The following is a 22,303-nucleotide window of genomic DNA, read 5'->3' as shown; positions in this document are numbered from 1 at the left end:
CGATGCCGATGATCATCTCCATCTCATCCCATCAAGGACGCCCTCCCCGCGCAATCGTGTTCGCCGCCGCGGTCATCGCGGCCATGTCCGTTTCGAGCAGCGGCGCACGCGGCGAGGATGTCGTTCGTCAGATCCTGCCCGGAGCGCAGCCCGGGATCGCACCGCAGCAACTGACACGAGAAAAGGCGCCGGACCAGAGCGAGATCGAGCGCTTCTGTTCCAACATCGCCGATGCCGCGCGCGACCGCCGCTACGCCTTGCAGGCGGAGGAGTTGAAGCAGCTGCAGGCAGGCATCGACGAGCGCATGAAGGCGCTGGACGCAAAAAAAGCCGAATACGAAACCTGGTTAAAGCGGCGCGAGGTGTTTCTGGCCCGGGCCGAGGACGGCGTCGTCAAGATCTATGCCGGCATGAAGCCCGATGCGGCGGCCGAACGCCTGGCGATCGTCAATGCGGACCTCGCCGCGGCTATCCTGATGAAGCTCGATTCACGCAAGGCGGGTGTCATCCTTAACGAAATGGACCAGAAGGCGGCGGCGACGCTCACCGGCATCATGGCCAGCGCAGCCCGAAGGGTAGATCCGTCATGATCCGCAGAATGCTCATCCTGTGCGCGGCCGCGGCCTTGTCCGGCTGCGCAACCAACTTAAAGGAAATCGGTAGGGAACCATCGCTGTCGCCGGTCGGTTCGGGCATCGCCGGCGACGGGGCAGCACCCTACAGCTATCCCCAGCCGCCCGCCGCTCCGGTCAAGAAGTTCTCTTTGTGGGACGACCGCCAGAGCCGGCTTTTCACCGATCCCAGGGCGCTGCGCGAAGGCGACATCCTGACCGTCAGGATCAAGCTCAACGACAAGGCCAACTTCAAGAACCAGAACGACCGGAGCCGCACCGCCGCACGTAAGCTGGGCTATGACGTCACGCTCGGATGGGAAGGCAACAGCACCAGCGGCAAGGGCGACGCCGGCTTGAGTTCCAGCACCGAAACCAACGCCGACGGCGAAGTCAAGCGCTCCGAAAACCTGGAGCTCAACGTCGCCGCCGTCGTTACCGAGGTCCTGCCCAACGGAAATCTGATGATCAGGGGGTCCCAGGAGGTGCGCGTCAACTACGAGCTCAGGGTGCTCACCATCGCCGGCATGGTGCGCCCGTCGGACATCGGCGCGGAAAACACCATCTCCTATGAACGCATCGCCGAGGCGCGCATCTCTTATGGCGGCCGTGGCCGCGTCAGCGAGGTCCAGCAGCCGGCCTATGGCCAGCAGGTTCTCGACCAGGTTCTTCCGTTCTAGGCGTTGGAGAGCGTAGCGCCATGGCCAATGTCGATCAGGTTCAGCCTCGCAAGGGTCCTTCTCTTGCCGTGCAGGGCGCCATGCTGCTCGTGGTGACGGCCGCCGCCATCGGCATGGGCTGGATGTCGGGCGGCTATCTCAAGGGCGTCGGCGCACCATCGTCGGTGCCAGGCGCGCCTGAGAACGAGGGCAAGCCACCCCAGCCCGAAGCCGCGCAACAAGCAGGCGCGGGGCCGACGGTCGTCGCGCTGGCGCCGATCACCACCAACATCGCCTCACCTGCGGACACTTGGATCAGGATGGAAGTCTCCGTGGTCTACGACGCTCCGCAGCCGCCGGCGATGGCGGAGGACGTCCAGCAGGATCTTCTGGCCTTCGTGCGTACCCTCAAGATGCACCAGATCGAGGGCGCCAGCGGCTACCAGCACCTGAAGGCCGATCTCGACGAACGCGCCTCGATCCGCAGTCAGGGACACGTCAAACAGGTCCTCGTCAGGACATTGCTGCTCGAATGAGAAAACTCCTTCTTGCCGCGGCACTGATCGGTGCCGCCACCTCCGTCGCGGCGGCCCAGCAACTGGACCTTGGCGGTATCGGCAAGGCCGATGGCGCCACCGTCGGCTACATCATCCAGATGTTCGGCCTGCTTACCGTGCTGTCGGTGGCGCCGGGGCTGCTGATCATGGTGACCAGCTTCACCCGCTTCGTCATCGCCTTCTCGATCCTGCGTGCCGGCATCGGCCTGCAATCGACGCCGGCGAACCTCATCCTCATTTCGCTGTCGCTGTTCATGACCTTCTATGTCATGGCGCCGACCTTCGATCAGGCGTGGAACACTGGCGTCAAGCCGTTGATGGACAATCAGATCAGCCAGACAGAGGCCTTCGAGAAGATTTCCGATCCGTTCCGCACCTTCATGCTGCACAATGTGCGCGACAAGGATTTCGACCTTTTCGCCGACCTCGCCCGCGAACGCGGCCAGACCGTTGCAAAAGAGACGGTCGACCTGCGCATCCTGGTGCCTGCCTTCATGATCTCCGAAATCCGGCGCGGCTTTGAGATCGGCTTCCTGATCGTGCTGCCATTCCTGGTCATAGACCTGATCGTGGCCACCATCACCATGGCGATGGGCATGATGATGCTGCCGCCCACGGTTGTGTCGTTGCCGTTCAAGATCCTGTTCTTTGTCCTGATCGACGGCTGGAACCTGCTCGTCGGCAGCCTGGTGCGCTCTTTCACCTGACCTTCCCGCGTCAGCCGCGCCCGTTCTATTTTTCTCGGAATATTTTCGATTAACCGTGCGGTTTAGTCGTTTGGTAGGGACTTGCCGCCATAGTCCTCGCAGATGGCGGGTGATTGGAAATAACGATCATTGGCATGATGCCGCTCCGTCATACCGGGAAAGCCGGTATGCAAAAAAACACCGTGTAAAAACAAGGGACGAGTAGCCATGTCCAGTATCATGACGAACACTGCCGCGTTGACGGCGCTGCAGAGCCTTAACGCCACCCAGAACAACCTCGCAACCACCCAGGCCCGCATCTCGACGGGCTATCGCGTTTCCCAGGCTTCGGACAACGCTGCTTACTGGTCGATCGCGACCACCATGCGCTCCGACAACCAGGCCATGTCCACCGTTTCGGACTCGCTCGGTCTCGGCGCCTCGAAGGTCGACACCGCCTACACCGGCATGAGCAGCGCGATCACAACCATCAACACGATCCAGCAGAAGCTGACCGCGTCCTATGGTCAGACCGACGCCTCCAAGGAAAAGACACAGGTCGAAATCAAGGCCCTGCAGGATCAGTTGAAGGCCTACGCCGATGGCGCCACCTTCTCCGGCACCAACATGCTTTCGGTGTCCACCGCTTCGGGCACGGCGGCCGACGTGAAGGTCGTTTCGGCCTTCAACCGCAGCGCCACAGGCGCGGTTTCGATCTCGACGATCGACGTCAACGTGGAAAGCATCAAGCTCTATGACGCCGGCGCAGCGCCGACAGCCAAGGGCATCCTCGACACAGCCCGTCTTGGCACCACTGGCGCTGCAACCACCACAGCACAGGCCCCGACCATTGGCGGCGCTATCGTTGCAGGCGATACCTATTCGGTCGCCAGCCTGGCCATCTTCTCGGGCACTACGGCCGCCAGCGACGCTCAAATCTCGCAGATGATGACGGTTGTCGACGCCGCGCTCAAGGACATGACGACCGCCGCCACCAAGCTCGGCGCCGCCAAGAGCTCGATCGACCTGCAGAAGACCTTCACCTCGAGCCTGATGGACTCCATCGATCGCGGCGTCGGCCAGCTCGTCGATGCCGACATGAACAAGGAATCGACCCGCCTCCAGGCCCTGCAGGTCCAGCAGCAGCTCGGCGTCCAGGCGCTGTCGATCGCCAACGGCTCGTCGCAGTCGATCCTGTCGCTCTTCCGCGGCTGATCCCTTTCGACCGATCAAACTAGGCAAACGGGCCGCGCCAAAAGCGCGGCCCGTTTTGCGTTTGCTCCAGCTCCGCGCAACCCCCGTTTCTTAACCCTCGAAGGCCGGCTTTTAACAGGACGTTAACCATAACGCGCTAGTCATGGTTAACCAATGACTTACAACGGATTGCCGAATCGGCCCGATCGGGTGACGGTAATCCACGAGCGGGTCGAGCGGCACGCGAGGGCAACGCCGGTTTGAGAAAGACCGGTCTGGAAAAGGAGCGAGTTTCTTGGCGAGCATCATGACGAACGCCGCGGCGTTGACCGCACTTCAGAGCCTCAACGCAACCAACAAGTCGCTCGAGCAAACGCAGGCCCGAATCTCGACGGGCTACAGGGTCTCCGAGGCTTCCGACAACGCCGCCTATTGGTCGATCGCCACGACGATGCGCTCCGACAACCAGGCGCTGTCGACAGTCCAGGATGCGCTTGGCCTCGGCGCCTCGAAGGTCGACACTGCCTATACCGGCATGAACAATGCGCTGGATACGATCGGCAAGATCAAGACCAAGTTGCTTTCGACCATTGGCCAGACGGGTGCCGCCAAGGCAAAGACGCAGACTGAAATCACCGCGCTCCAGGCGCAGATGAAGTCCTTTGCCGATGCCGCCACCTTTTCGGGCTCGAATTATCTGTCGGTGACATCTACGCAGGTCGCCGCCCCCAATGATGGCGTCCAGGCAGACGCCAAGATCGTGTCGTCCTTCAATCGCTCATCGTCGGGCGCCATCTCGCTCGGGACGATCGACATTGATGTCGAGAGCACCAAGCTGTTCGATTCCGGTCTCTCCACCGCCGTCAAGAACCAGGGCACACTTGACCGCCAGACCTCGGTCTATTCCACGGCGGCGGCCCAGGACCTGTATGATACCGCTTATGCGGCCGCAATCGCCGGCGGCGGCACGGACATTGCCGCCAACACCGCCGGCCAGACCGCGGCCGGGGCGGTGGTTCCCAGGATCGACAATGTTTCCGCCTACAATCTCGATATCACCGCGGCCGGCGTGACCGACGACATCATCACCCAGATGGTCGGCAAGATCGACAAGGTCATGAGCCAGTTGACCGACTCCGCCACCATCCTCGGCGCGGCCAAGAGCTCCATCGACCTGCAGAAGACCTTCACGCAGAGCCTGATGGACTCAATCGATCGCGGCGTCGGCCAGCTGGTCGATGCCGACATGAACAAGGAATCGACCCGCCTCCAGGCGCTGCAGGTTCAGCAGCAGCTCGGCATCCAGTCGCTGTCGATCGCCAACAGCTCCTCGCAGTCGATCCTGTCGCTGTTCAAGAACGGCTAACCTCGGCGTAGCTGACGCATACTCCGAAATTCACGGGCCGCGCCGCAAGCGCGGCCCGATTTCATTTTCGCACAAGCTTCGGGGGCTAGTGTTCCGGCGGACAGTCATGCTGGGAGTCGCTCAATCGTGCCGGAACAGATCCAGAGCATCATCTCGAATCTCCGCGGCTTTGGCGTCAGGCGCCTGGCCATGCTGGCGGGCATCGCCGTCCTGGTGATGGGCGTCATCGGCATCGCCTCGGTCTACCTCAACCGCCCGGCCTACGACACGCTCTATGTCGGGCTCGATCGCTCCGACGTGAACCAGATCGGCCTGGTGCTGGGCGAGGCCGGCATCGGCTTCGACGTCGGCGCCGACGGAACCTCCGTGCTGGTTCCGGCCGGCACCACGGCGCAGGCGCGCATGCTGCTTGCCGAAAAGGGCCTGCCGACCAGCGCCAATGCCGGCTACGAACTGTTCGACAATGTCGGCGCGATGGGCCTCACCTCCTTCATGCAGCAGATCACCCGGGTGCGCGCGCTCGAAGGCGAGATCGCCCGCACCATCCAGTCGATATCGGGTATCAAGGCGGCGCGCGTCCACATCGTCATGTCCGAGCGCGCCAATTTTCGTCGCGACGAACAGCAGCCCTCGGCCTCGGTCGTCATCCGCTACGCCGGCATCGACGCGGAGAAGAGCGCCATGTCGATCCGCCATCTCGTCGCCGCCGCCGTCCCTGGCCTGTCGGCCGACAAGGTGACGGTGCTCGATTCCAACGGCAATCTGCTGGCCGCGGGCGATGACCCATCCAACACCAGTGCCGCTCGCACGCTCGGCGTCGAGCAGACCGTGGAAGCGCAGATCGGCGACAACATCCGCCGCGCGCTTACGCCCTATCTCGGTCCCGACAATTTCCGCGCCAGCGTCAAAGCCGATGTCAACACCGACACCCGCCAGACCGAAGAGACGATCTTCGATCCGGAGTCCCGCGTCGAGCGCTCGGTGCAGTCGGTGCGCGCCAACGAGAACAGCAACCAGAAACAGGCCTCGACCCCGGCCAGCGTCGAGCAGAACCTGCCGGAGACCCAAGCGACCAGCACCGAGGGTCCGCAGACCTCCTCGGCCAACGACCGCAAGGAGGAGATCACCAACTACGAGATCAACTCCAAGAAGATCGCCACCGTCTCCAATGGCTACAGCGTCACCAAGATGTCGATCGCCGTCGTCGTCAACCAGGATCGGCTGAAGACGATCCTGGGCAAGGATGCGACACCGGACCAGATCGCCAAGCGCGTCGCCGAAATCCAGAAGATGGTCAGCTCCGCCACCGGCTTCGACGACAAGCGCGGCGACGTCATCGACGTCTCGGCCGTCGAGTTCATCGACGGGCTGGACGGCGAGGCGGTGCCACAGGCGGGAATGCTCGATTCCATCGGCCAGCATGCCGGCACGCTGATCAATGCCGGCGCCTTCATCGTGGTGGTGTTCCTGGTCGCCTTCTTCGGCTTGCGGCCGATGGCGGCCGCGCTGACGGCAAAGGCGACGCCCGCTATAGCAGGCCCCAATTTCGATGAAGTCCAGCGCTCCCTGCCCACCCCGGAGGCGGCCGCTTCCGCCGATGCGGGTGCCGCCATTGGCGCTCTGCCCGGCACGCGTGCCGGCGCCACCCCGCTCGACGATCTGCGCCAGAAGATCAGGCCGGCTCCGCAGGAGCGGCTTGCCCGCATGGTCGACATCAACGAGGAACGCACCGCGCAGATCCTGCGCAAATGGGCGGCCCAGGAAGTCGCGGCGTAGACCATGCCCTCCGCAGCCCTCTTTGATCTTCTCCCGGATTTCGGCACGCGCGCGCAACGCGCCAGTCAGCCGCAGGCCACCGCCGAGCACAAGCCCGAGGCGGCAGCATCGACGGCCGATATCGGCACGCTGATCGCCGAAGCCGTTGCCCAGGCGGAGGCGGCGCTCGGCGAACGGCTTGCCGCGGCCCATGAAGCGGCGCTGCAAGCGGAACGCCAGGCAAATGCCGACGAAGCGAAGGCCTTTCTCGACAGCTTCGGCGGCGATGTCGGCAAGACGGTCTCGTCGCGCATCGACGCCATGGAGGCGCGCGTGACGGATCTTGTCGCCGCCACTGTCGCCCGCATCATCGGCGGCGTTGTCAGCGACGATCTGCGGGAGCGCTCGCTCGAAGCGCTCGCCGGCGCGATCCGCGAAGCCGTTGGCGATGGCGAAGCGGTGCGCATTGCCGTTCGCGGGCCGCTCTCGCTGTTCGAAACGCTGAAGGCGTCGCTTGGCTCCCGCGCCGCAAATCTCGACTTCATCGAGGCGCCCGGCTTCGACCTGATGGTCACCATCGACGAGGCCGTGTTCGAAACGCGCATGGCCGAATGGTCGGTAACCCTGTCCGAGGTCCTGTCATGAGCGTCGCCGAAGCCGATCATGGCAGGCACGAGATCATCATCGTGCGGCGCGGCCATGACGACCACGACGAAGGTCATCATGGGGGCGTCTGGAAGATCGCCTTCGCCGACTTCATGACCGCGATGATGTGCTTCTTCCTGGTCATGTGGCTGATCAATGCCGCCAACGAACAGACCAAGACGGCCGTCGCCAGCTATTTCAATCCCGTCAAGCTGGTCGACCGCGAGTCTAGCCGCAAGGGCCTTAAGGATCTCGGCAATGGACCGCGCGCGGCCGGGCCGACGGCCGACGACCCGCAGGAAGCGACCACCAAGGCTGGACAGGACGGCACCGGCGCCGCGGGCTCGTCCAATCGCAAACAGGACAAGCAGGAGCCACAGCAGTCGCAACAGTCCGACGAGCATCTTTTCGCCGACCCCTATGCGGTGCTTTCGGAGATCGCCACGGATACCGGCGTCATGCAGAATGTCAGCCAGAAGGGCGATGGCGGCGCGCAGAATTCCGGCCCCGCGACGGGCGCCTCGGGCGGCGCGTCCTACCGCGATCCTTTCGAGCCGGACTTCTGGTCGCAGCAGGTCGCCGCGCCCGGCGCCGAGGCGAGTGCCCAGCGCCCCAGGGTCGAGGGCGATCCGCTCAAGCCCGGCGACAAGGCTGCCGAGACACAGATCGCCAAGGTCAAGGCCGTGCCGCCGGCGCCGCCGGTCAAGGATGCACCACTGGAGCCCCTGGCCGGGGATGGCAAGGACACCGCGGCGAAAATGGTCACGACTGGTGATGCCAAGATCGGTGATGCCAAGGCGGGCAGCGCTAAAGCTACGGACAACAAGGCGGATGTGGCTAAGGCGGACACGGCCGCAGCGAAGCAGGAGGCCGCAAAATCCGAGGAGGACAAGGCTCCGACCGCCGCCGCGCTGAAGGCCGCCGCGGACGTTAAGCAGCTGCTGGCCGACGCCTTCAAGCCCGGCGACAAGCTGCATGACGGCGTCTCGGTGGAAGCCACCGACAAGGGTGTCGTCATCTCCATCACCGATCAGCTCGACTTCGGCATGTTCGAGGTCGGCTCTGCGGTGCCGAGCCGCGAACTGGTGCTGGCGATGGAAAAGATCGGCCGCATCGTCAACAGCCAGAAAGGCACCATCAGCATCAACGGTCACACCGATGCGCGTCCCTTCCGCGGTGCCAGCTACGACAATTGGCGGCTGTCGACGGCGCGCGCGCACTCGGCCTACTACATGCTCGTGCGTGGCGGCGTCGATGAACGCCGCATCACCGAGGTTGCCGGCTTCGCTGATCGCCAGCCCAAGGATGCCGCTGATCCAATGTCGGCGGCCAACCGCCGCATCGAAATCCTGATGGCGACCGGCGGATGAAACGGGCGGCGCTCACCAGCCGCATGATGGCGCTGCTGCTGCTGCTAGCCACGGCTAGTCCGTCCGTGGGCCTCGCCCAGGATGCGCTGCAGCCTTATCAGCTGGTCCGCTCGTTGCAGCTCGTTCAGGACCGCATCGCCGCCGGCGATCACGCCGCGATGCCCATGCAGGCCAAGCTGCTCGAAATGACCGATGCGCGGTTACGCGCGGCGGACGCCGAGGATTTCAAGGATGCCAAGAATTTTCGCGCGCTGCTGGTCTACGGCATGAGCGGCGGCAATCCGGTGACCGTCGAGGCGGCCGTATCGCGTGCCGCCTCCGATCCGCAGAACCTTGCCATAGCCAAAGGGGTAATCGACTATCTGAACGGCCGGCCAGGCGAAGCGATCGAAGCTCTGAGGCCGATCGACCCGATGACCCTGCCAGGCGATCTCGGCGCATTCCTCGCTTTGGTCAAAGGGTCACTGCTTGCCACGGATCAGCCGGCGGCCGCACTCACGCTGCTCGATGAGGCCAAGCTGCTCAGCCCCGGCACTCTGGTCGAGGAAGCGGCTTTGCGTCGATCGGTCGGCATTGCCGTGACGCAGGGCGACGCGGCGCGGTTCGCGCTTGCCTCCACCCAATATGTCGAGCGCTACCTCTATTCGCCTTACGCCAGCCAGTTCGCCGACTCCTTCGTCTCCGGCGTCATCGCACTGCATATGTCGATCAGCCAGGACAAGCTGGCCGACATCACCTCGATGATGGACCCCGAGCGCGAGAAGGTGATCTATCTGCGTATCGCGCGCCGCGCCGCGATTGACGGCATGAGTGACTTGTCGGCCTTCGCCTCGGCGCGGGCCGAACAGGGTCGCGACGGCAACACCAACCAGGGCGATCCGCGCGCCCTGCTTTATTCCAGCCTGTCCACGGTGACCTCCGATACCATCGAGGACGTGCGCACCAAACTTGGCAAGATCGACCGCGGCAAATTATCGGACGGCGACCGGGCCTTGCTCGATGCGGCCCAGGCCATCGCCGGCGAAGTGGTGGCGCCGCCTGCTTCCCTTCCGGTCGCCAATCCGGCGCCCGCGTCGGTCGTACCATCGCCAGAACCCGAAATTGCGGCCGCATCGACCGCGGATGCCGCCGGATTGCCACCCGTCGAGGGTGCCGTGTCCGAGAAGCCGGCCATGGCGCCCCAGGCGGCGGCGCCCGCTGCGCCGAACGTATCCGCGCCGGCAACCGACGCGGCAACCGTCCTGCCGGCATCGGCCCCGGCGGTCGCGGCCAGCGCCGACACGACAGACCCGACCGACGCCGCCATGACGAAAACCCGTCGACAGCTAGACCTGATCGACCAGATGCTTGGAGCCGCCCCGAAATGACCCCCAGCCTCGGCCCGGCCCTGCCAGGATTTACCACCGCGCGCACGGCCGAGCAGCCGGCCGCGTCCGGAAAGAAGGACGACACCGGGTTCGGAGAGATGGTACACGGCGGCGCAAGCCCTGCCCATTCGGAGAAGCAGCCACCGGCCGAGCCAGGCTCCCGCGATCCGCGGTGGAGCAAGCTTGCCGCGGAGCTTGCGGCAAAGGCAGGCGAGGACGAGCCCAGGCCGGCCAGCAAGGCAAGGACCACGCCGAGCGGATCGTCTGCCGCGAAATCCATGAAGGACGGCAAGGACGCCGGGACGGACAAGTATGCCTATGCCGACGCGCCGGCTGCCGAACCGGGCGCGACGCCGCTCGACGAGCATCTAGCGCTGCTGATGGCGTTTCATGACCTGCGCCATTTCTCGACATCGGCCAAAACGGCCGACAAGAGCGCGGCCGGAACGGGACAGGACGCCACGGTCGTTGGACAGCTTCCGCCGAAGGCTTATCGGCAGAAATCCGCCGCCGGGCGTGACGGTCTCGAGCCCATGGCCAAGCCCGAGCGGGTATCACTGGTCGACGTACCGCTGATGAAACTCGACGGCCGGCTCATTCGCGATGCCGCCGGCACGCCGAAACATGACAGTACGATCGCGGCCGGCCCCTTGCCCGAGGTGCCTGCGGAAGTGCCGGGCGTGGAGACGAAACAGGCGGCGCCGCAGCTGAAATCGATCGCCGATCTCCAGTCCTCGTTGCGGTCCGAGCCGGGAAAACAGCAGTCGGCGGCGGCACGCATCGACGTTGTTTCCGAACGCAGCTTCCCCGCGCCGCCGCAGGCACCGATAAGCCAGGCAGCCCTCAACGTGATCGGCGCCATTTCAGCCGATGGCGGTCCGAACCAGGCGCTTTCCACCGCTTCCGCGACAGCTCAGCTGACGGGCTCTGTTGCCGTTCCGACACATGTGTTGAAGATCGAACTTCACCCGGCCGAACTGGGCATGGTCACTGCCCACCTTCGGCTCTCCGGAGAACAACTGTCGATTGAGTTGAAGCCCGAAACACACGATGCCTATCGCCGGCTTTCCAGTGACGGCGAGGCGATCCTTAAGTCGCTGCGCGGGCTGGGCTTCGAGGTCGACAAGGTCACCATCCTGCAACCTTCGGTCGCAATTCCCTCCACAACCCGCACGGATGCAACCGCCTCGGTGAGCGCTGCACCCGGCCGCGATCCGTCATCCTTCCAGCCCGGAAATTCCAGCGGCGGCAACAGTGGAGCCGGCGGCCAGCAGCCAGGTCAGCAATCCGCAAGGGGTAATCATGATGAAGCGCAAGCACACGGCCGCGCCGCTTCGCCTTCTCGCGAGCGCGCTGGCGGCGATGTTTTTATCTAGCCTAGCGAGCAGCGCAGGCGCCGCCACCAATCCTTGCGAACCCGAGATCCTGCGTGCCGCCGACCGCTATGGCGTGCCTGCCGGCATCCTCTATGCGGTCGGGTTGACGGAAACCGGAAACAAAGGCAGCCTTCAACCCAACGCATTGAATATAGAAGGAAAAGCAGTCTTCCCGAGAAGCCGGGACGAAGCTCTTGCAGCCTTCGCGGACGCCCAGCGCGAGGGCAAGACGCTGATCGATCTCGGCTGCATGCAGATCAACCATCACTATCATGCCTCGCATTTCCGAAGCGTCAAGGACATGCTCGACCCGCGCCAGAACGTCGACTACGCGGCACGCTTCCTGGCCAGCCTCCATGCCCGCCATGAGACCTGGTCCATGGCCGTCGCCCGCTATCATGCCGGACCCGACAACGACCCGGCGCAGAAGGTCTATGTCTGCAGGGTGATCGCCAACATGGTGGCCACCGGCTTTGGCAAATGGACGACGAACGCTCGCGCCTTCTGCAACCCGTAAGCGCATTCTCCACTTCTAATACATCAGTCCCGCGGCTGCGGAGCGGTCGATTCGACTTGGCCGGGACTTGGACCGCAAGCATATCTGGCTGCACGCTAATGCAACCGACACGTTCCAGACTCCCAAGAAACTAGTTACAAGAAATGACGGTTGTTCAGGATTCCCGCCAGCGGATACGCCTTTCTCCACGGGGCAAATGTGCTGATTCGGAGGCGGGGCCGATGATCGTTATCGTTGACGAGCGAGAGCTCGTGACAGAGGGCTACAATTCACTTTTCGACCGCGAGGGGATCGCCTGCGCCGGTTTCGCGCCGGGCGAGTTCGGCGAGTGGGTCAACTCGGCCGCCGACACCGATCTGCGATCGGTGCGGGCCTTCCTGATCGGCGACTGTCGCGACGGCGCGATCTCGCCGCGCCAGATCCGCGACCGCACCGGAGCTCCGGTCATTGCGCTCAGTGAGCAGCATTCGCTTGAAAACACGCTCCGGTTGTTCGAGAGCGGCGTCGACGACGTCATCCGCAAGCCGGTGCACATCCGCGAAATCCTGGCCCGCATCACCGCCATTCGCCGCCGCGCCAGCGAGGACGTCGCCTATACCGAGATCGGCGCCATGCGCATCTTCATGGACGGNCCGCCATTCGCCGCCGCGCCAGCGAGGACGTCGCCTATACCGAGATCGGCGCCATGCGCATCTTCATGGACGGCCGCGATCCAGAGATCGACGGTCAGCCGCTGCCCTTGCCGCGCCGCGAGCGCCGTATCCTGGAATATCTAGCGAGCAACCGTGGCCGCCGCGTCACCAAGACCCAGGTGTTCAACGCCATTTACGGCATCTTCGACGAGGAGGTCGAAGAGAACGTGGTGGAAAGCCACATCAGCAAGTTGCGTAAGAAACTGCGCGAGAAGCTGGGCACCGACCCGATCGATTCCAAGCGCTTCCTCGGCTACCGGCTCGTGTTCTGATGCGGCTCCGCGCCAGCCTCGCGCAAGACAGGACGCGTAGCCTCGAAGCCAGTGGCATGGATATTGCGGAGACATCTCGATGAGCCTCTACGGAATGATGCGGACCGGCGTTTCGGGCATGAACGCCCAGGCGAACCGCCTGTCGACGACAGCCGACAACATCGCCAACTCAGATACCACCGGCTACAAGCGGTCCTCGGCCGAATTTTCGACATTGATCATGCCGTCGACCGGTGGCGCCTATAATTCCGGCGGCGTCACCACCACTATCCGCCAGGCGGTCAGCGATCCGGGCGTGCTTCAATACACGACCTCGGTCTCCGACCTTGCCGTCAGCGGCGATGGTTTCTTCGTCGTCCAGGATCCAAGCGGCACGCCTTTCCTGACCCGCGCCGGCGCCTTCGTTCCCGACGCACAGGGCCGGCTTGTCAATGCCGCCGGTTTCCAGCTGATGGCCTACAGCTACGCCAATGGGGCGCCGGCGGCCACGGTGAACGGCTTCGAAGGTCTCGAGCCGGTTGTCATCGCCGACCAGGGACTGACCGCGACTCCGAGCACCCAAGGCAATTTCAGCGGCAATCTGCCGGCAGGCGCGACACCCGTCGCTGCCGGCAACCTGCCCAGCACGAACTCGGCGGGAGCGCAGTATACTTCGAAATCGTCGATGGTCGCCTATGACAATCTCGGCAACAAGAAGTTGCTCGACGTCTATTTCACCAACACCGGGGCCGGCACCTGGGAGGTGGCGGTCTTCGACCAGTCGAAGGCGACAGCCGGAACTGGCTTTCCCTACGCTGCCGGCGGCGCCTTGGGCACGGCCAACCTAACCTTCGATACCACCACCGGCAAGCTCACCGGCACCCCGACCGGCATTTCATTCACCGTCCCGGGCGGCGCCAGCCTTGCCCTCGACTTGTCGAAGCTGACCCAGCTCGGCACCGGCTTCACCGTCACCGACGCCCAGGTGAACGGCAACGCGCCGAGCACCATCGACAAGGTGCAGATCAGCAAGGACGGCACCATCTACGCCCAGTACAAGGACGGCACCTCCAAGCCGCTCTACAAAATTCCGCTGGCCGACGTGCAGAGCCCCGACCAGCTCAAGGCGCTGCCCGGCAATGTCTACGCGCAAGGTACCGACTCCGGTGCGGTCCGTGTCGGCTTTGCCAACGAAGGCAAGGCCGGTTCGATCATCTCGGGCGCGCTCGAGAATTCCAACGTCGATATCGCGGAGGAATTGACCGACATGATCGCGGCCCAGCGCAGCTACACCGCCAATTCCAAAGTCTTCCAGACCGGTTCCGACCTGATGGACGTCCTTGTCAACCTGAAGAGATAAACCGGGCTTCGCCCGTGAAAGACCAGCATGTCGCTTTCCTCCGCACTGAGCATCGCCCAATCGGCGCTTCTGGCCACCTCGCGGCAGACAAGCGTCGTCACGCGCAACGTGGCGGACGCCGACAATCCGAACTATTCGCGCCGCATCGCGCTGGTCACCAGCACGACGCCCGGCGCGCGTTCGGTTGATGTCCAGCGTGCGGCGAACGATCTGCTGTTTCGCCAGAACCTCGGCGCTCTGTCCGCCTACGCCGGCCAGAGCGCGCTTTACAACGGCATGGATCAGCTCGACGTATCGGTGAATGGCGTCGACAATGCCTCCTCGCCTTCGACAGCGATCGGCAATCTGCAGCAGGCGCTGCAGCTATACGCCACCTCGCCGTCCAACCAGAATCTTGGCTCGAGCGTGATCGACGCGGCCAAACAGGTCGTGCGGTCCCTGAATGAAGGCTCCAAGGCCATTCAGGACTTTCGTACCCAAACCGACGGCCAGATCGATACCGCCGTCAAGGATCTCAATTCGCTGCTCAACCAGTTCCAGGATGCCAACATCGCGGTCATGTCCGGAACCCGTTCCGGCACCGACGTTTCCGATGCGCTCGACCAACGCGACGCATTGTTGAAGAAGATCGCCAATTACATTCCGGTGTCGACCTTCACGCGTGGCGACAACGACATGGTCATCACCACGGGTGACGGCACGACATTGTTCGAGACGATCCCACGCACCGTCAGCTTCGCTCCGTCTTCGGGCTATGCCGCGGGTGCGGCCGGCAACACGGTCTATATCGACAACGTACCGGTCTCGGCGGGCAGCGGCGGCAACACCACAGCCAGCGGCACGATTGCCGGCCTGCTGCAATTGCGCGACGGCGTCGCCTCGACCATGCAGAGCCAGCTCGACGAAACCGCGCGTGGCCTGATCACCGCCTTTGCCGAAACGGCGCCGTCGATGCCCAACGCGGCGGGCCTGTTCACCTGGTCGGGCGCACCGGCGGTGCCAGCCGCGGGCACGCTCGTCGACGGCCTTGCTGGAACGATCAAGATCAATGCCGCGATGGATCCCAGCACCGGCGGCAACCCGACATTGCTGCGCGATGGGGGCGCCAACGGCGCCGCCTACGTCGCCAACACCACCGGAGGGGCTTCATACTCCAACCTCCTGGTCGCCTATGGCGACCAGCTCGACAAACCGATGACGTTCGATCCCTCGGCCGGGATTTCGGCAACCTCCAGCGTTGCCGACTATACCGCCAATTCGATCGGCTGGTTGCAGGGCGTTCGTCAGCAGGCTTCGGCCGCCGCCGACGCCAAGGAAGCCCTGGCTCAGCGCAGTGCCGATGCCTTGTCCAACGCAACCGGAGTCAATGTCGATCAGGAAATGTCGTTGATGCTCGATCTCGAGCACACCTATCAGGCATCCGCCCGGATGATGAAGACCATCGACGACATGATGACGGCGCTGTTGAGCGCGGTGGGATAAGCCATGACCTTTGTCTCCTCTGCTGCCCTTACGAATGCCATGCGCTATCAGCAGATGCGCATGCAGGCCGATCTCGTCAAAGCCACGAAAGAGTCCTCGACCGGCAAGGTCGCCGATGTCGGTCTGGCACTTGGTGGGCGTACCGCCCAATCCGTTACCTTTTCGCGCGACCTCGACCGGCTCAACGTCATTGTCGATTCCAACGGACTGGTGGCCGCCCGGCTCTCATCCACCCAGACCTCGCTCGGCCAGCTCTCCAACGTCGCGCAGACTTTCCTGTCCAGCCTGACCACCGCGTCGTCGGGCGACAACTCCGACAGCCTGACCCAATCGACCGGCCAGACAACGATCCAGCAGCTTACGTCGATCCTCAACACCAGCGTCAACGGCGAATATCTGTTCGCTGGCACCAACACCGACGTCAAGCCGATCAACGATTTCACGGCCGCCGGCTCTCCCGCCAAGGCTGCCTTCGACGCCTCCTTCCTCGCCAAATTCGGCTTCACGCCCAATGACCCGGCCGCAGCCAACATCACCGCGGCCCAGATGGACGATTTCATCACCAACGATGTCACGCCGCAGTTCGTCGGTTCGGGCTGGCAGACCAACATGTCGAATGCCACCGACCCGCAGATCGTTAGCCGCATCGCGCTCAACGAAACCACCGAGACCTCGACCGGCGCCAACAGCGACGGCATCAGGAAGCTCGCCATGGCGGCGGCCTTGGTCTCCAGCCTGATGGCCACCGGCATCAGCCAGGCGGCGAAAGACATCATCATCGACCACTCGCAGAAATTGGTCGGCGAGGCGCTGAGCGGCATCGCGCAGGTCCAATCCCAGACCGGCATCGTGCAGAAGCGCGTCTCCGATGCCAGCGACCGCATGAAGACGCAGATCGACCTGTTCGAACGGCACATTCTGGATCTCGAGGCAGTCGATCCGGCGGAAGCGGCGACCCGCGTCGCCAATCTGACGCAGCATATCGAGACCTCTTTCGCCCTGACGGCGCGCCTGCAGCAGCTCAGCCTGTTGAATTACCTGACCTGACACCTCCAGCGGAACGGTAGAGCCACCGATGTACCAATTCTCCTACGCCGACGTTCAGAGCACCTCCGTCACGGACGCCAAGGACCGCGAGCGGGACCTCCTGACCCGCTCGATCGACATGCTGTCGGCCGCCGCCGCGGCCGGCCAGCATTCGATGGAGGCAGTGGAGGCGCTGCATTTCACCAATCGCGTCTGGACCACCTTCGTCGAGGATCTCGGCTCCAGCGAAAATGCGCTCCCCAAGGAATTGCGCGCCAACCTGATCTCCATCGGCCTGTGGCTGCTGCGCGAGGCCGAGGACATCCGCCAGGGCCGCACCGACAATTTCGAGGGGCTGATCGAAGTATCCCAGATCATCCGCGACGGCATTCAATGACCAACACGTTGAAGTTATCGCTGAAGCCCAATGAGAAGATCTACATCAACGGCGCGGTCATCCGCGTCGACCGCAAGGTCACCATCGAGCTGATGAACGACGTGCAGTTCCTGCTCGAGAGCCATGTGATCCAAGCAGACGACGCGTCGACGCCATTGCGGCAGCTCTATTTCATCGTGCAGGTCATGCTGATAAACCCGACTGGTGCCGACGAAGCGCGCGAGATGTTCCGACGCTCGCTGCCACTGCTCATTGCAAGTTTCGAAGACGCCGAGATCGGCAGCGCGCTGAAACAGGTCGACCGCATGGTCGGCGAGGATCACATTTACGAGGCCTTGAAGGCGATCCGTTCGCTTTATCCTCTGGAACGCCGTGCGCTTGGCGGCAATGACGATGTTTCGGGCGCCGCGCGCCCGCTGGCCGTGGGAGCACGATACTGATGACCGTGGACATGACGACGACGGTGCCGGTTGGCGCCAACCAGACCACCACGTCGACCTCGAAGACGGCGGTCGACTATCAGTCCTTCCTGAAGCTTCTGATCGCGGAGATGAAGAACCAGGATCCGACCAAGCCCATGGATTCGACGGCGTATGTCGCCCAGCTCGCCACCTTCTCCCAGGTCGAGCAATCGGTGCAGGCCAACACCAAGCTCGACCAGATCATGCAGTCCTCGGCGCTGTCGCAGGCCGACGCTCTCATAGGCCGCAACATCACCTCGGCCGATGGCAAGACAACGGGCACCGTGGCGTCGGTGACGCTTGGCAGCAACGGACTGATCGCAGTGCTGCAGGATGGCACCACGGTCCCCGTCGGCGCGGGCGTGTCGATCAAGCCGGCGAGCTAGGCCAACCGCCGACATGAACGAGGCCGACGCACTCGACATCGTCCAGTATGCGGTGTGGACGGTGCTGACCGCATCCGCTCCGGTGGTGCTGGTCGCCATGGCGGTCGGCATTGGCATCGCCTTGATCCAGGCGTTGACACAGATCCAGGAAATCACCTTGACCTTCGTGCCCAAGATCGTCGCCATCATGCTGGTGGTGGCGCTTACGGGTCCCTTCATCGGTGGCCAGATATCGGCCTTCACCAATGTCATCTTCGAGCGAATCCAGAACGGTTTCTGAGCGATTTCCAGCAAGGGTGCTCGACCCTTCCGTCTATATTGCGCCGGATGGCGCACGGCTTGCGGGCGGCCGGGTTGCAGCTAGAGTGCCGTTCCATGATCCGGCGATTTGTCGGCCTGACATAGCGGTATTGTCTCGATGAGGTCTCGCGCACCCTTGAACCAGCCCGGCACTCCATGTGCGGCATAGCCGGCGTCTGGCGCAAACGCGATCCGATCGGCGGCGGCGACATTGCCGACGTCGCCCGCATGATGCAGGCGCTGGTCCATCGCGGGCCAGACGACCACGCCAGTTGGAACGACCGCCGGCTGGCGCTCGGTCACCGCCGGCTCTCGATCATCGATCTGTCGGCGCAGGCACGCGAGCCGATGCTCACCGCCTGTGGCCAGGGCGTGCTGGTCTACAATGGCGAGGTCTACAACTATCGCTCGCTGCGGGACACGCTGCGGGCTGAAGGCAGGCGGTTCCGGACAGCCTCTGATACCGAGGTGGTTCTCGAAGCGCTGCACCATTGGGGGCCGGACCAAGCCATCCCGATGTTCGACGGCATGTTCGCCATCGCCTATTTCGACGCCCGTGCCGACGCCCTGTGGCTCGCGCGCGACCGTCTCGGCATCAAGCCGATGTCGGTTGCCGAAATGGGTGAGCGGATCCTGTTCGCCTCCGAGGATAAGGCGATCCTGGCCTGCGATGGCGTCGCCCGAACCATCGATGCGCGCGAAATCACGTTGCGCCTCGCTTGGCAAAGCCGTGATTCCTGTTCCAGCCTGTTTCAGGGCATAGAGCGGCTGCCGCCGGCAGCTCTATGGAAGATCAGCGATGCGGGCGTCGAGAAGCGCTGTTTCTGGCATGTCCTCGACGTGCTCGATGCCGCCCGTATCGTTGGCGATACCGCCACCGACGCGGAGCACATGGCAACGCTGGAAGCGTTGATCGAAGATAGTGTCGGGCTCCATTGCATCGCTGACACCAGCCTCGCCGCTGCCTGCAGCGGCGGCGTCGATTCCGGCCTCGTCACCACGCTGGCCAAACGGTTCAGGCCGGAGATGACGGCCTATGTCGTCGACCCCCGCCTTGGCCACAGCGAGGCGGATGACGCGCAGCGTACCGCCAGCCACGCCCATGTACCGCTGAACAGGGTGCCGGTCGATAAGGACCGGTTCCTCGACCTGTGGCCGAAGACCATCTGGCATCTGGAAAGCGACGGCTGGCATGCAAGCCATGTCTGCCTGCTCGCGCTGGCCGAGCAATGCCGGGCCGATGGCTTCAAGGTGCTGCTGACCGGCGAAGGCGCCGACGAACTCTTTGGCGGCTACGACTGGCAGGAAGCCAGCCTGAAATTGTGGCGGCCATGGTCCTGGCCGGGTCGGCTGTTTCGGTCCAGGAACAAGCTCGCCCGCAGATTCGAGCGCCAGCGCCATGCCCCCTTCCGGACCGCGATCGGCTTTGCCCATGGCTGGGACCGCAACGCCGTGCTCAGGGCGCTTTCGCCGGAATTGAATTTCCTTCAGGCAAGGATCTTCGACCGGCTGGAGCCGGTGACGCCGCTTGGCGACCGCGCCTTCCTGGGATGCTGCCTTCACGACATGTATTCGCATCTGCAGGATCTGCTGAACCGGCATGACCGTCTCAGCATGGCGGCCTCGGTGGAACTCAGGGTGCCATTCCTCGAGAACCGGCTGATCGACTTCGCGATCCATCTGCCTCGGCGCCACAAATACCGCCAGAAGCAGGGAAAGTGGCTTTTGAAGAGGGTGGCGGAAAAACACATTCCGGTTCAGAATGTAAAGGCCAGGAAGAACGGTTTTCAGGTATCCGCGAACTTTACCACCGGCACCGAAACCCTGTTGAATGGTGGCTTTCTGCGCGATGCGATGAAGTGGCCGGCATCTTCGGTCGCGGATCTGGTCGACCTGGCCAGGCGCGACCAGCCGTCGAGGCTTCGGCTGGTGGGAATGGAGCTTTTCCTTCGTCTCCATGCCGGCGGCCAGTCCGCCGGCCAACTGAGCGAAGCGTTGCATGCGGCCGTGGCCGAGGCGCGTTGAAACGGCAGGCTGGATGCCAAAGGCGCGCCGTGGCCCTTCGCTCTCCCCTTGTTGGACCATGATCTTCCCAGCAACGCATTCGCCCTTCGCGCCGCGATGCCATAGTTTCGGCAAATCATGCGGGGAAACGGATCCCCGCAAGGATCAGCGCGCCGTGGCAGGAACCCATCCATGACTGACGAGAAGCCCGATAGCGAAAGCGTCTCGGCGCTGGCGCCGTTCCGGCATGGCATCTTCCGGGCCGTATGGGGTGCGAGCCTCGTCTCCAATTTCGGCGGCTTGATCCAGGGCGTCGGCGCCGCCTGGATGATGACCACCATAGCCACCTCGCCCTACCAGGTCGCCCTGGTCCAGGCCTCGACCACCTTGCCGATCATGCTGTTCGCGCTTGTCGCCGGCGCCATCGCCGACAGCTTCGACCGCCGCAAGGTGATGCTGGTCGCGCAGACCTTCATGCTGGTCGTTTCGGTGCTTTTGACCGCGTTCACCTATCTGGACCTGATCACGCCGTGGACGCTGCTGGCCTTTACCTTCCTGATCGATAGCGGCACTGCGCTCAACAGTCCGTCATGGCAGGCCTCCGTCGGCGACATCGTTCCGCGCAACAAGGTGCCTGCCGCCGTGGCGCTGAATTCCATGGGCTTCAACCTGACACGTAGCGTCGGCCCGGCAATCGGTGGCATCATCGTCGCGGCCGCCGGCGCGGCCGCGGCCTTCGCGGCGAACGCGGTGAGCTATGTCGGTCTTATCGTCGTGCTGGCACGCTGGAAGCCGGATCTACCGGCCTCGACCTTGCCGCGCGAGTCGTTGGGGGCGGCCATGGGCGCCGGCCTGCGCTACGTCGCCATGTCGCCCAATATCGGCAAGGTGCTGGTCAGGGGCGCCGCTTTTGGCTTCAGCGCCGGCGCGGTGCTGGCGCTGCTGCCGCTGGTGGCGCGCGACGTCGTCAAGGGCGATGCGCTGACCTACGGCATCATGCTGGGCGCCTTCGGCATCGGCGCCGTCGGCGGGGCGCTGATCAGCGTGCGGCTGCGCCAACTGCTCTCCAGCGAGACGATGGTGCGCTGTGCCTTCGCCGGCTTTGCGGCCTGCGCATTCAACGCCGCCGTCAGCCAGCATGCCTGGCAGACCTCGCTCGGCCTGCTGGTCGGCGGTGCCTGCTGGGTGATCGCGCTCTCGCATTTCAATGTCACCGTGCAGATGGCGACACCGCGCTGGGTGGTCGGCAGGGTTCTGTCGGTCTACCAGACCGCAACCTTCGGCGGCATAGCACTGGGCAGCTGGATCTGGGGTGTCGTCGCCGACGCGCATGGCGCCGAGACGTCGCTGATCGCCGCGGCCATCGCCATGCTGGCCGGCGGCGCCATCGGCCTCGTGCTGCCGCTGCCGCAACAGCAGGTGCTCAACCTCGACCCGCTGAATCGCTTCAAGGAGCCGCACCTGGCACTCGACCTGAAGCCGCGCAGCGGTCCGATCGCCATTATGATCGAATACATCATCAGGCATGAGGACGAGGCGGAATTCCTCGCCACAATGGCCGAGCGCGGCCGCATCCGCCGCCGCGACGGCGCCCGCAACTGGACACTGGCTCGCGATCTCGAAAATCCGTCGATCTGGATCGAGCACTACCACACGCCGACCTGGCTCGAATATGTCAGGCATAACGGTCGCATCACCCATGCCGACGCCATGGTCGGAGAACGCTTGCGGGCGCTGCACTCGGGCGACGAGCCGCCGCGCGTGCGCCGCGTCATCGAGCGTCCGACGACCGCCGGCACCGCGTTGGTGATGGCCAAGGGGCCGATTGAGCACTGACGAAT

The 22,303-nt window shown here is 64.0% G+C and carries 21 protein-coding genes and 1 pseudogene; all 22 read left to right on the top strand.

Annotation, left to right across the window (positions count from 1 at the left end; all coding sequences use genetic code 11):
- The first annotated feature begins 2 nt into the window (after window positions 1–2).
- The 22 genes and pseudogenes from X739_RS156740 (at window position 3) to X739_RS156840 (ending at window position 22,298) form a co-directional block, all read left to right on the top strand.
- A complete protein-coding gene (locus X739_RS156740) occupies window positions 3–590 on the top strand; it encodes a MotE family protein (protein WP_031240056.1) in 588 nt (195 codons plus the stop codon).
- The gene (flgH, locus tag X739_RS156745) at window positions 587–1,291 is read left to right on the top strand and encodes a flagellar basal body L-ring protein FlgH (RefSeq protein ID WP_023770449.1); all 705 of its coding nucleotides are present in this window, start codon (window positions 587–589) and stop codon (window positions 1,289–1,291) included. Before X739_RS156740 ends, flgH begins: the two co-directional genes overlap by 4 nt.
- Before the next feature lie 20 nt (window positions 1,292–1,311).
- A complete protein-coding gene (locus tag X739_RS156750; protein WP_023793948.1) occupies window positions 1,312–1,806 on the top strand; it encodes a flagellar basal body-associated FliL family protein in 495 nt (164 codons plus the stop codon).
- Window positions 1,803–2,534: a flagellar type III secretion system pore protein FliP gene (fliP, locus tag X739_RS156755; protein ID WP_023781318.1), complete on the top strand. Its 732-nt coding sequence runs from the start codon at window positions 1,803–1,805 to the stop codon at window positions 2,532–2,534. Before X739_RS156750 ends, fliP begins: the two co-directional genes overlap by 4 nt.
- Before the next feature lie 207 nt (window positions 2,535–2,741).
- Window positions 2,742–3,728, top strand: a complete 987-nt coding sequence (locus tag X739_RS156760; protein WP_023770452.1) for a flagellin — start codon at window positions 2,742–2,744, stop codon at window positions 3,726–3,728.
- A 274-nt stretch (window positions 3,729–4,002) separates the two neighbouring features.
- Window positions 4,003–5,073 carry a flagellin gene (locus X739_RS156765; RefSeq protein WP_023770453.1) on the top strand — a complete coding sequence of 357 codons (1,071 nt, stop codon included), beginning with the start codon at window positions 4,003–4,005 and terminating at the stop codon, window positions 5,071–5,073.
- A gap of 126 nt (window positions 5,074–5,199) precedes the next feature.
- Window positions 5,200–6,849, top strand: coding sequence for a flagellar basal-body MS-ring/collar protein FliF (gene fliF, locus X739_RS156770; protein ID WP_023781317.1), 1,650 nt, complete (start codon window positions 5,200–5,202; stop codon window positions 6,847–6,849).
- Window positions 6,850–6,852: 3 nt separating this feature from the next.
- On the top strand, window positions 6,853–7,473 hold the full coding sequence (locus tag X739_RS156775) for a hypothetical protein (protein WP_023793944.1): 621 nt from the start codon (window positions 6,853–6,855) through the stop codon (window positions 7,471–7,473).
- Complete coding sequence (locus X739_RS156780; RefSeq protein ID WP_023793942.1) at window positions 7,470–8,843, top strand: MotB family protein; 1,374 nt, start codon at window positions 7,470–7,472, stop codon at window positions 8,841–8,843. The genes X739_RS156775 and X739_RS156780 overlap by 4 nt, the downstream gene beginning before the upstream one ends.
- Complete coding sequence (locus X739_RS156785; RefSeq protein ID WP_023793940.1) at window positions 8,840–10,210, top strand: chemotaxis protein; 1,371 nt, start codon at window positions 8,840–8,842, stop codon at window positions 10,208–10,210. The genes X739_RS156780 and X739_RS156785 overlap by 4 nt, the downstream gene beginning before the upstream one ends.
- Window positions 10,207–11,586 carry a flagellar hook-length control protein FliK gene (locus X739_RS156790; RefSeq protein WP_023793938.1) on the top strand — a complete coding sequence of 460 codons (1,380 nt, stop codon included), beginning with the start codon at window positions 10,207–10,209 and terminating at the stop codon, window positions 11,584–11,586. Before X739_RS156785 ends, X739_RS156790 begins: the two co-directional genes overlap by 4 nt.
- Entirely contained in the window at window positions 11,573–12,103 is a 531-nt protein-coding gene (locus X739_RS156795; protein WP_031240052.1) for a transglycosylase SLT domain-containing protein, read from the top strand. Before X739_RS156790 ends, X739_RS156795 begins: the two co-directional genes overlap by 14 nt.
- Before the next feature lie 221 nt (window positions 12,104–12,324).
- A pseudogene (locus X739_RS01000000165910) lies at window positions 12,325–13,067 on the top strand (response regulator transcription factor).
- Between the two features lie 79 nt (window positions 13,068–13,146).
- Window positions 13,147–14,406 carry a flagellar hook protein FlgE gene (locus tag X739_RS156800; protein ID WP_023781311.1) on the top strand — a complete coding sequence of 420 codons (1,260 nt, stop codon included), beginning with the start codon at window positions 13,147–13,149 and terminating at the stop codon, window positions 14,404–14,406.
- Window positions 14,407–14,433: 27 nt separating this feature from the next.
- Complete coding sequence (gene flgK / locus X739_RS156805; protein WP_023793933.1) at window positions 14,434–15,888, top strand: flagellar hook-associated protein FlgK; 1,455 nt, start codon at window positions 14,434–14,436, stop codon at window positions 15,886–15,888.
- A gap of 3 nt (window positions 15,889–15,891) precedes the next feature.
- Window positions 15,892–16,935 (top strand): flagellar hook-associated family protein, encoded by a 1,044-nt coding sequence (locus X739_RS156810; RefSeq protein WP_023793931.1) that lies wholly within the window; start codon window positions 15,892–15,894, stop codon window positions 16,933–16,935.
- Between the two features lie 28 nt (window positions 16,936–16,963).
- Complete coding sequence (gene flaF / locus X739_RS156815; RefSeq protein WP_023770463.1) at window positions 16,964–17,311, top strand: flagellar biosynthesis regulator FlaF; 348 nt, start codon at window positions 16,964–16,966, stop codon at window positions 17,309–17,311.
- Window positions 17,308–17,751 carry a flagellar biosynthesis repressor FlbT gene (gene flbT / locus X739_RS156820; protein WP_023770464.1) on the top strand — a complete coding sequence of 148 codons (444 nt, stop codon included), beginning with the start codon at window positions 17,308–17,310 and terminating at the stop codon, window positions 17,749–17,751. Before flaF ends, flbT begins: the two co-directional genes overlap by 4 nt.
- On the top strand, window positions 17,751–18,158 hold the full coding sequence (flgD, locus tag X739_RS156825) for a flagellar hook assembly protein FlgD (protein WP_023770465.1): 408 nt from the start codon (window positions 17,751–17,753) through the stop codon (window positions 18,156–18,158). The genes flbT and flgD overlap by 1 nt, the downstream gene beginning before the upstream one ends.
- 13 nt (window positions 18,159–18,171) lie before the next feature.
- Window positions 18,172–18,438, top strand: coding sequence for a flagellar biosynthesis protein FliQ (gene fliQ, locus X739_RS156830; protein ID WP_023770466.1), 267 nt, complete (start codon window positions 18,172–18,174; stop codon window positions 18,436–18,438).
- A gap of 176 nt (window positions 18,439–18,614) precedes the next feature.
- Window positions 18,615–20,483 carry an asparagine synthase (glutamine-hydrolyzing) gene (asnB, locus tag X739_RS156835; protein ID WP_023770467.1) on the top strand — a complete coding sequence of 623 codons (1,869 nt, stop codon included), beginning with the start codon at window positions 18,615–18,617 and terminating at the stop codon, window positions 20,481–20,483.
- Between the two features lie 171 nt (window positions 20,484–20,654).
- The gene (locus tag X739_RS156840; protein ID WP_023793928.1) at window positions 20,655–22,298 is read left to right on the top strand and encodes an MFS transporter; all 1,644 of its coding nucleotides are present in this window, start codon (window positions 20,655–20,657) and stop codon (window positions 22,296–22,298) included.
- Window positions 22,299–22,303: the final 5 nt, after the last annotated feature.

Source organism: Mesorhizobium sp. LNHC209A00 (genome assembly GCF_000502915.1).
GTDB lineage: Bacteria > Pseudomonadota > Alphaproteobacteria > Rhizobiales > Rhizobiaceae > Mesorhizobium.
Note: the sequence above shows the minus strand (reverse complement) of the source record. Positions and strands in the feature narration are given on the sequence as shown.

Coding starts and splice junctions, on each gene's coding strand:
- flbT (WP_023770464.1), top strand. CDS start 17,308: ATGACCAACACGTTGAAGTTATCGCTGAAGCCCAATGAGAAGATCTAC.
- flgK (WP_023793933.1), top strand. CDS start 14,434: ATGTCGCTTTCCTCCGCACTGAGCATCGCCCAATCGGCGCTTCTGGCC.
- X739_RS156785 (WP_023793940.1), top strand. CDS start 8,840: ATGAAACGGGCGGCGCTCACCAGCCGCATGATGGCGCTGCTGCTGCTG.
- X739_RS156800 (WP_023781311.1), top strand. CDS start 13,147: ATGAGCCTCTACGGAATGATGCGGACCGGCGTTTCGGGCATGAACGCC.
- asnB (WP_023770467.1), top strand. CDS start 18,615: ATGTGCGGCATAGCCGGCGTCTGGCGCAAACGCGATCCGATCGGCGGC.
- X739_RS156750 (WP_023793948.1), top strand. CDS start 1,312: ATGGCCAATGTCGATCAGGTTCAGCCTCGCAAGGGTCCTTCTCTTGCC.
- X739_RS156780 (WP_023793942.1), top strand. CDS start 7,470: ATGAGCGTCGCCGAAGCCGATCATGGCAGGCACGAGATCATCATCGTG.
- X739_RS156775 (WP_023793944.1), top strand. CDS start 6,853: ATGCCCTCCGCAGCCCTCTTTGATCTTCTCCCGGATTTCGGCACGCGC.
- flaF (WP_023770463.1), top strand. CDS start 16,964: ATGTACCAATTCTCCTACGCCGACGTTCAGAGCACCTCCGTCACGGAC.
- X739_RS156810 (WP_023793931.1), top strand. CDS start 15,892: ATGACCTTTGTCTCCTCTGCTGCCCTTACGAATGCCATGCGCTATCAG.
- flgH (WP_023770449.1), top strand. CDS start 587: ATGATCCGCAGAATGCTCATCCTGTGCGCGGCCGCGGCCTTGTCCGGC.
- X739_RS156790 (WP_023793938.1), top strand. CDS start 10,207: ATGACCCCCAGCCTCGGCCCGGCCCTGCCAGGATTTACCACCGCGCGC.
- X739_RS156795 (WP_031240052.1), top strand. CDS start 11,573: ATGTTTTTATCTAGCCTAGCGAGCAGCGCAGGCGCCGCCACCAATCCT.
- X739_RS156740 (WP_031240056.1), top strand. CDS start 3: ATGCCGATGATCATCTCCATCTCATCCCATCAAGGACGCCCTCCCCGC.
- fliP (WP_023781318.1), top strand. CDS start 1,803: ATGAGAAAACTCCTTCTTGCCGCGGCACTGATCGGTGCCGCCACCTCC.
- fliQ (WP_023770466.1), top strand. CDS start 18,172: ATGAACGAGGCCGACGCACTCGACATCGTCCAGTATGCGGTGTGGACG.
- flgD (WP_023770465.1), top strand. CDS start 17,751: ATGACCGTGGACATGACGACGACGGTGCCGGTTGGCGCCAACCAGACC.
- X739_RS156840 (WP_023793928.1), top strand. CDS start 20,655: ATGACTGACGAGAAGCCCGATAGCGAAAGCGTCTCGGCGCTGGCGCCG.
- X739_RS156760 (WP_023770452.1), top strand. CDS start 2,742: ATGTCCAGTATCATGACGAACACTGCCGCGTTGACGGCGCTGCAGAGC.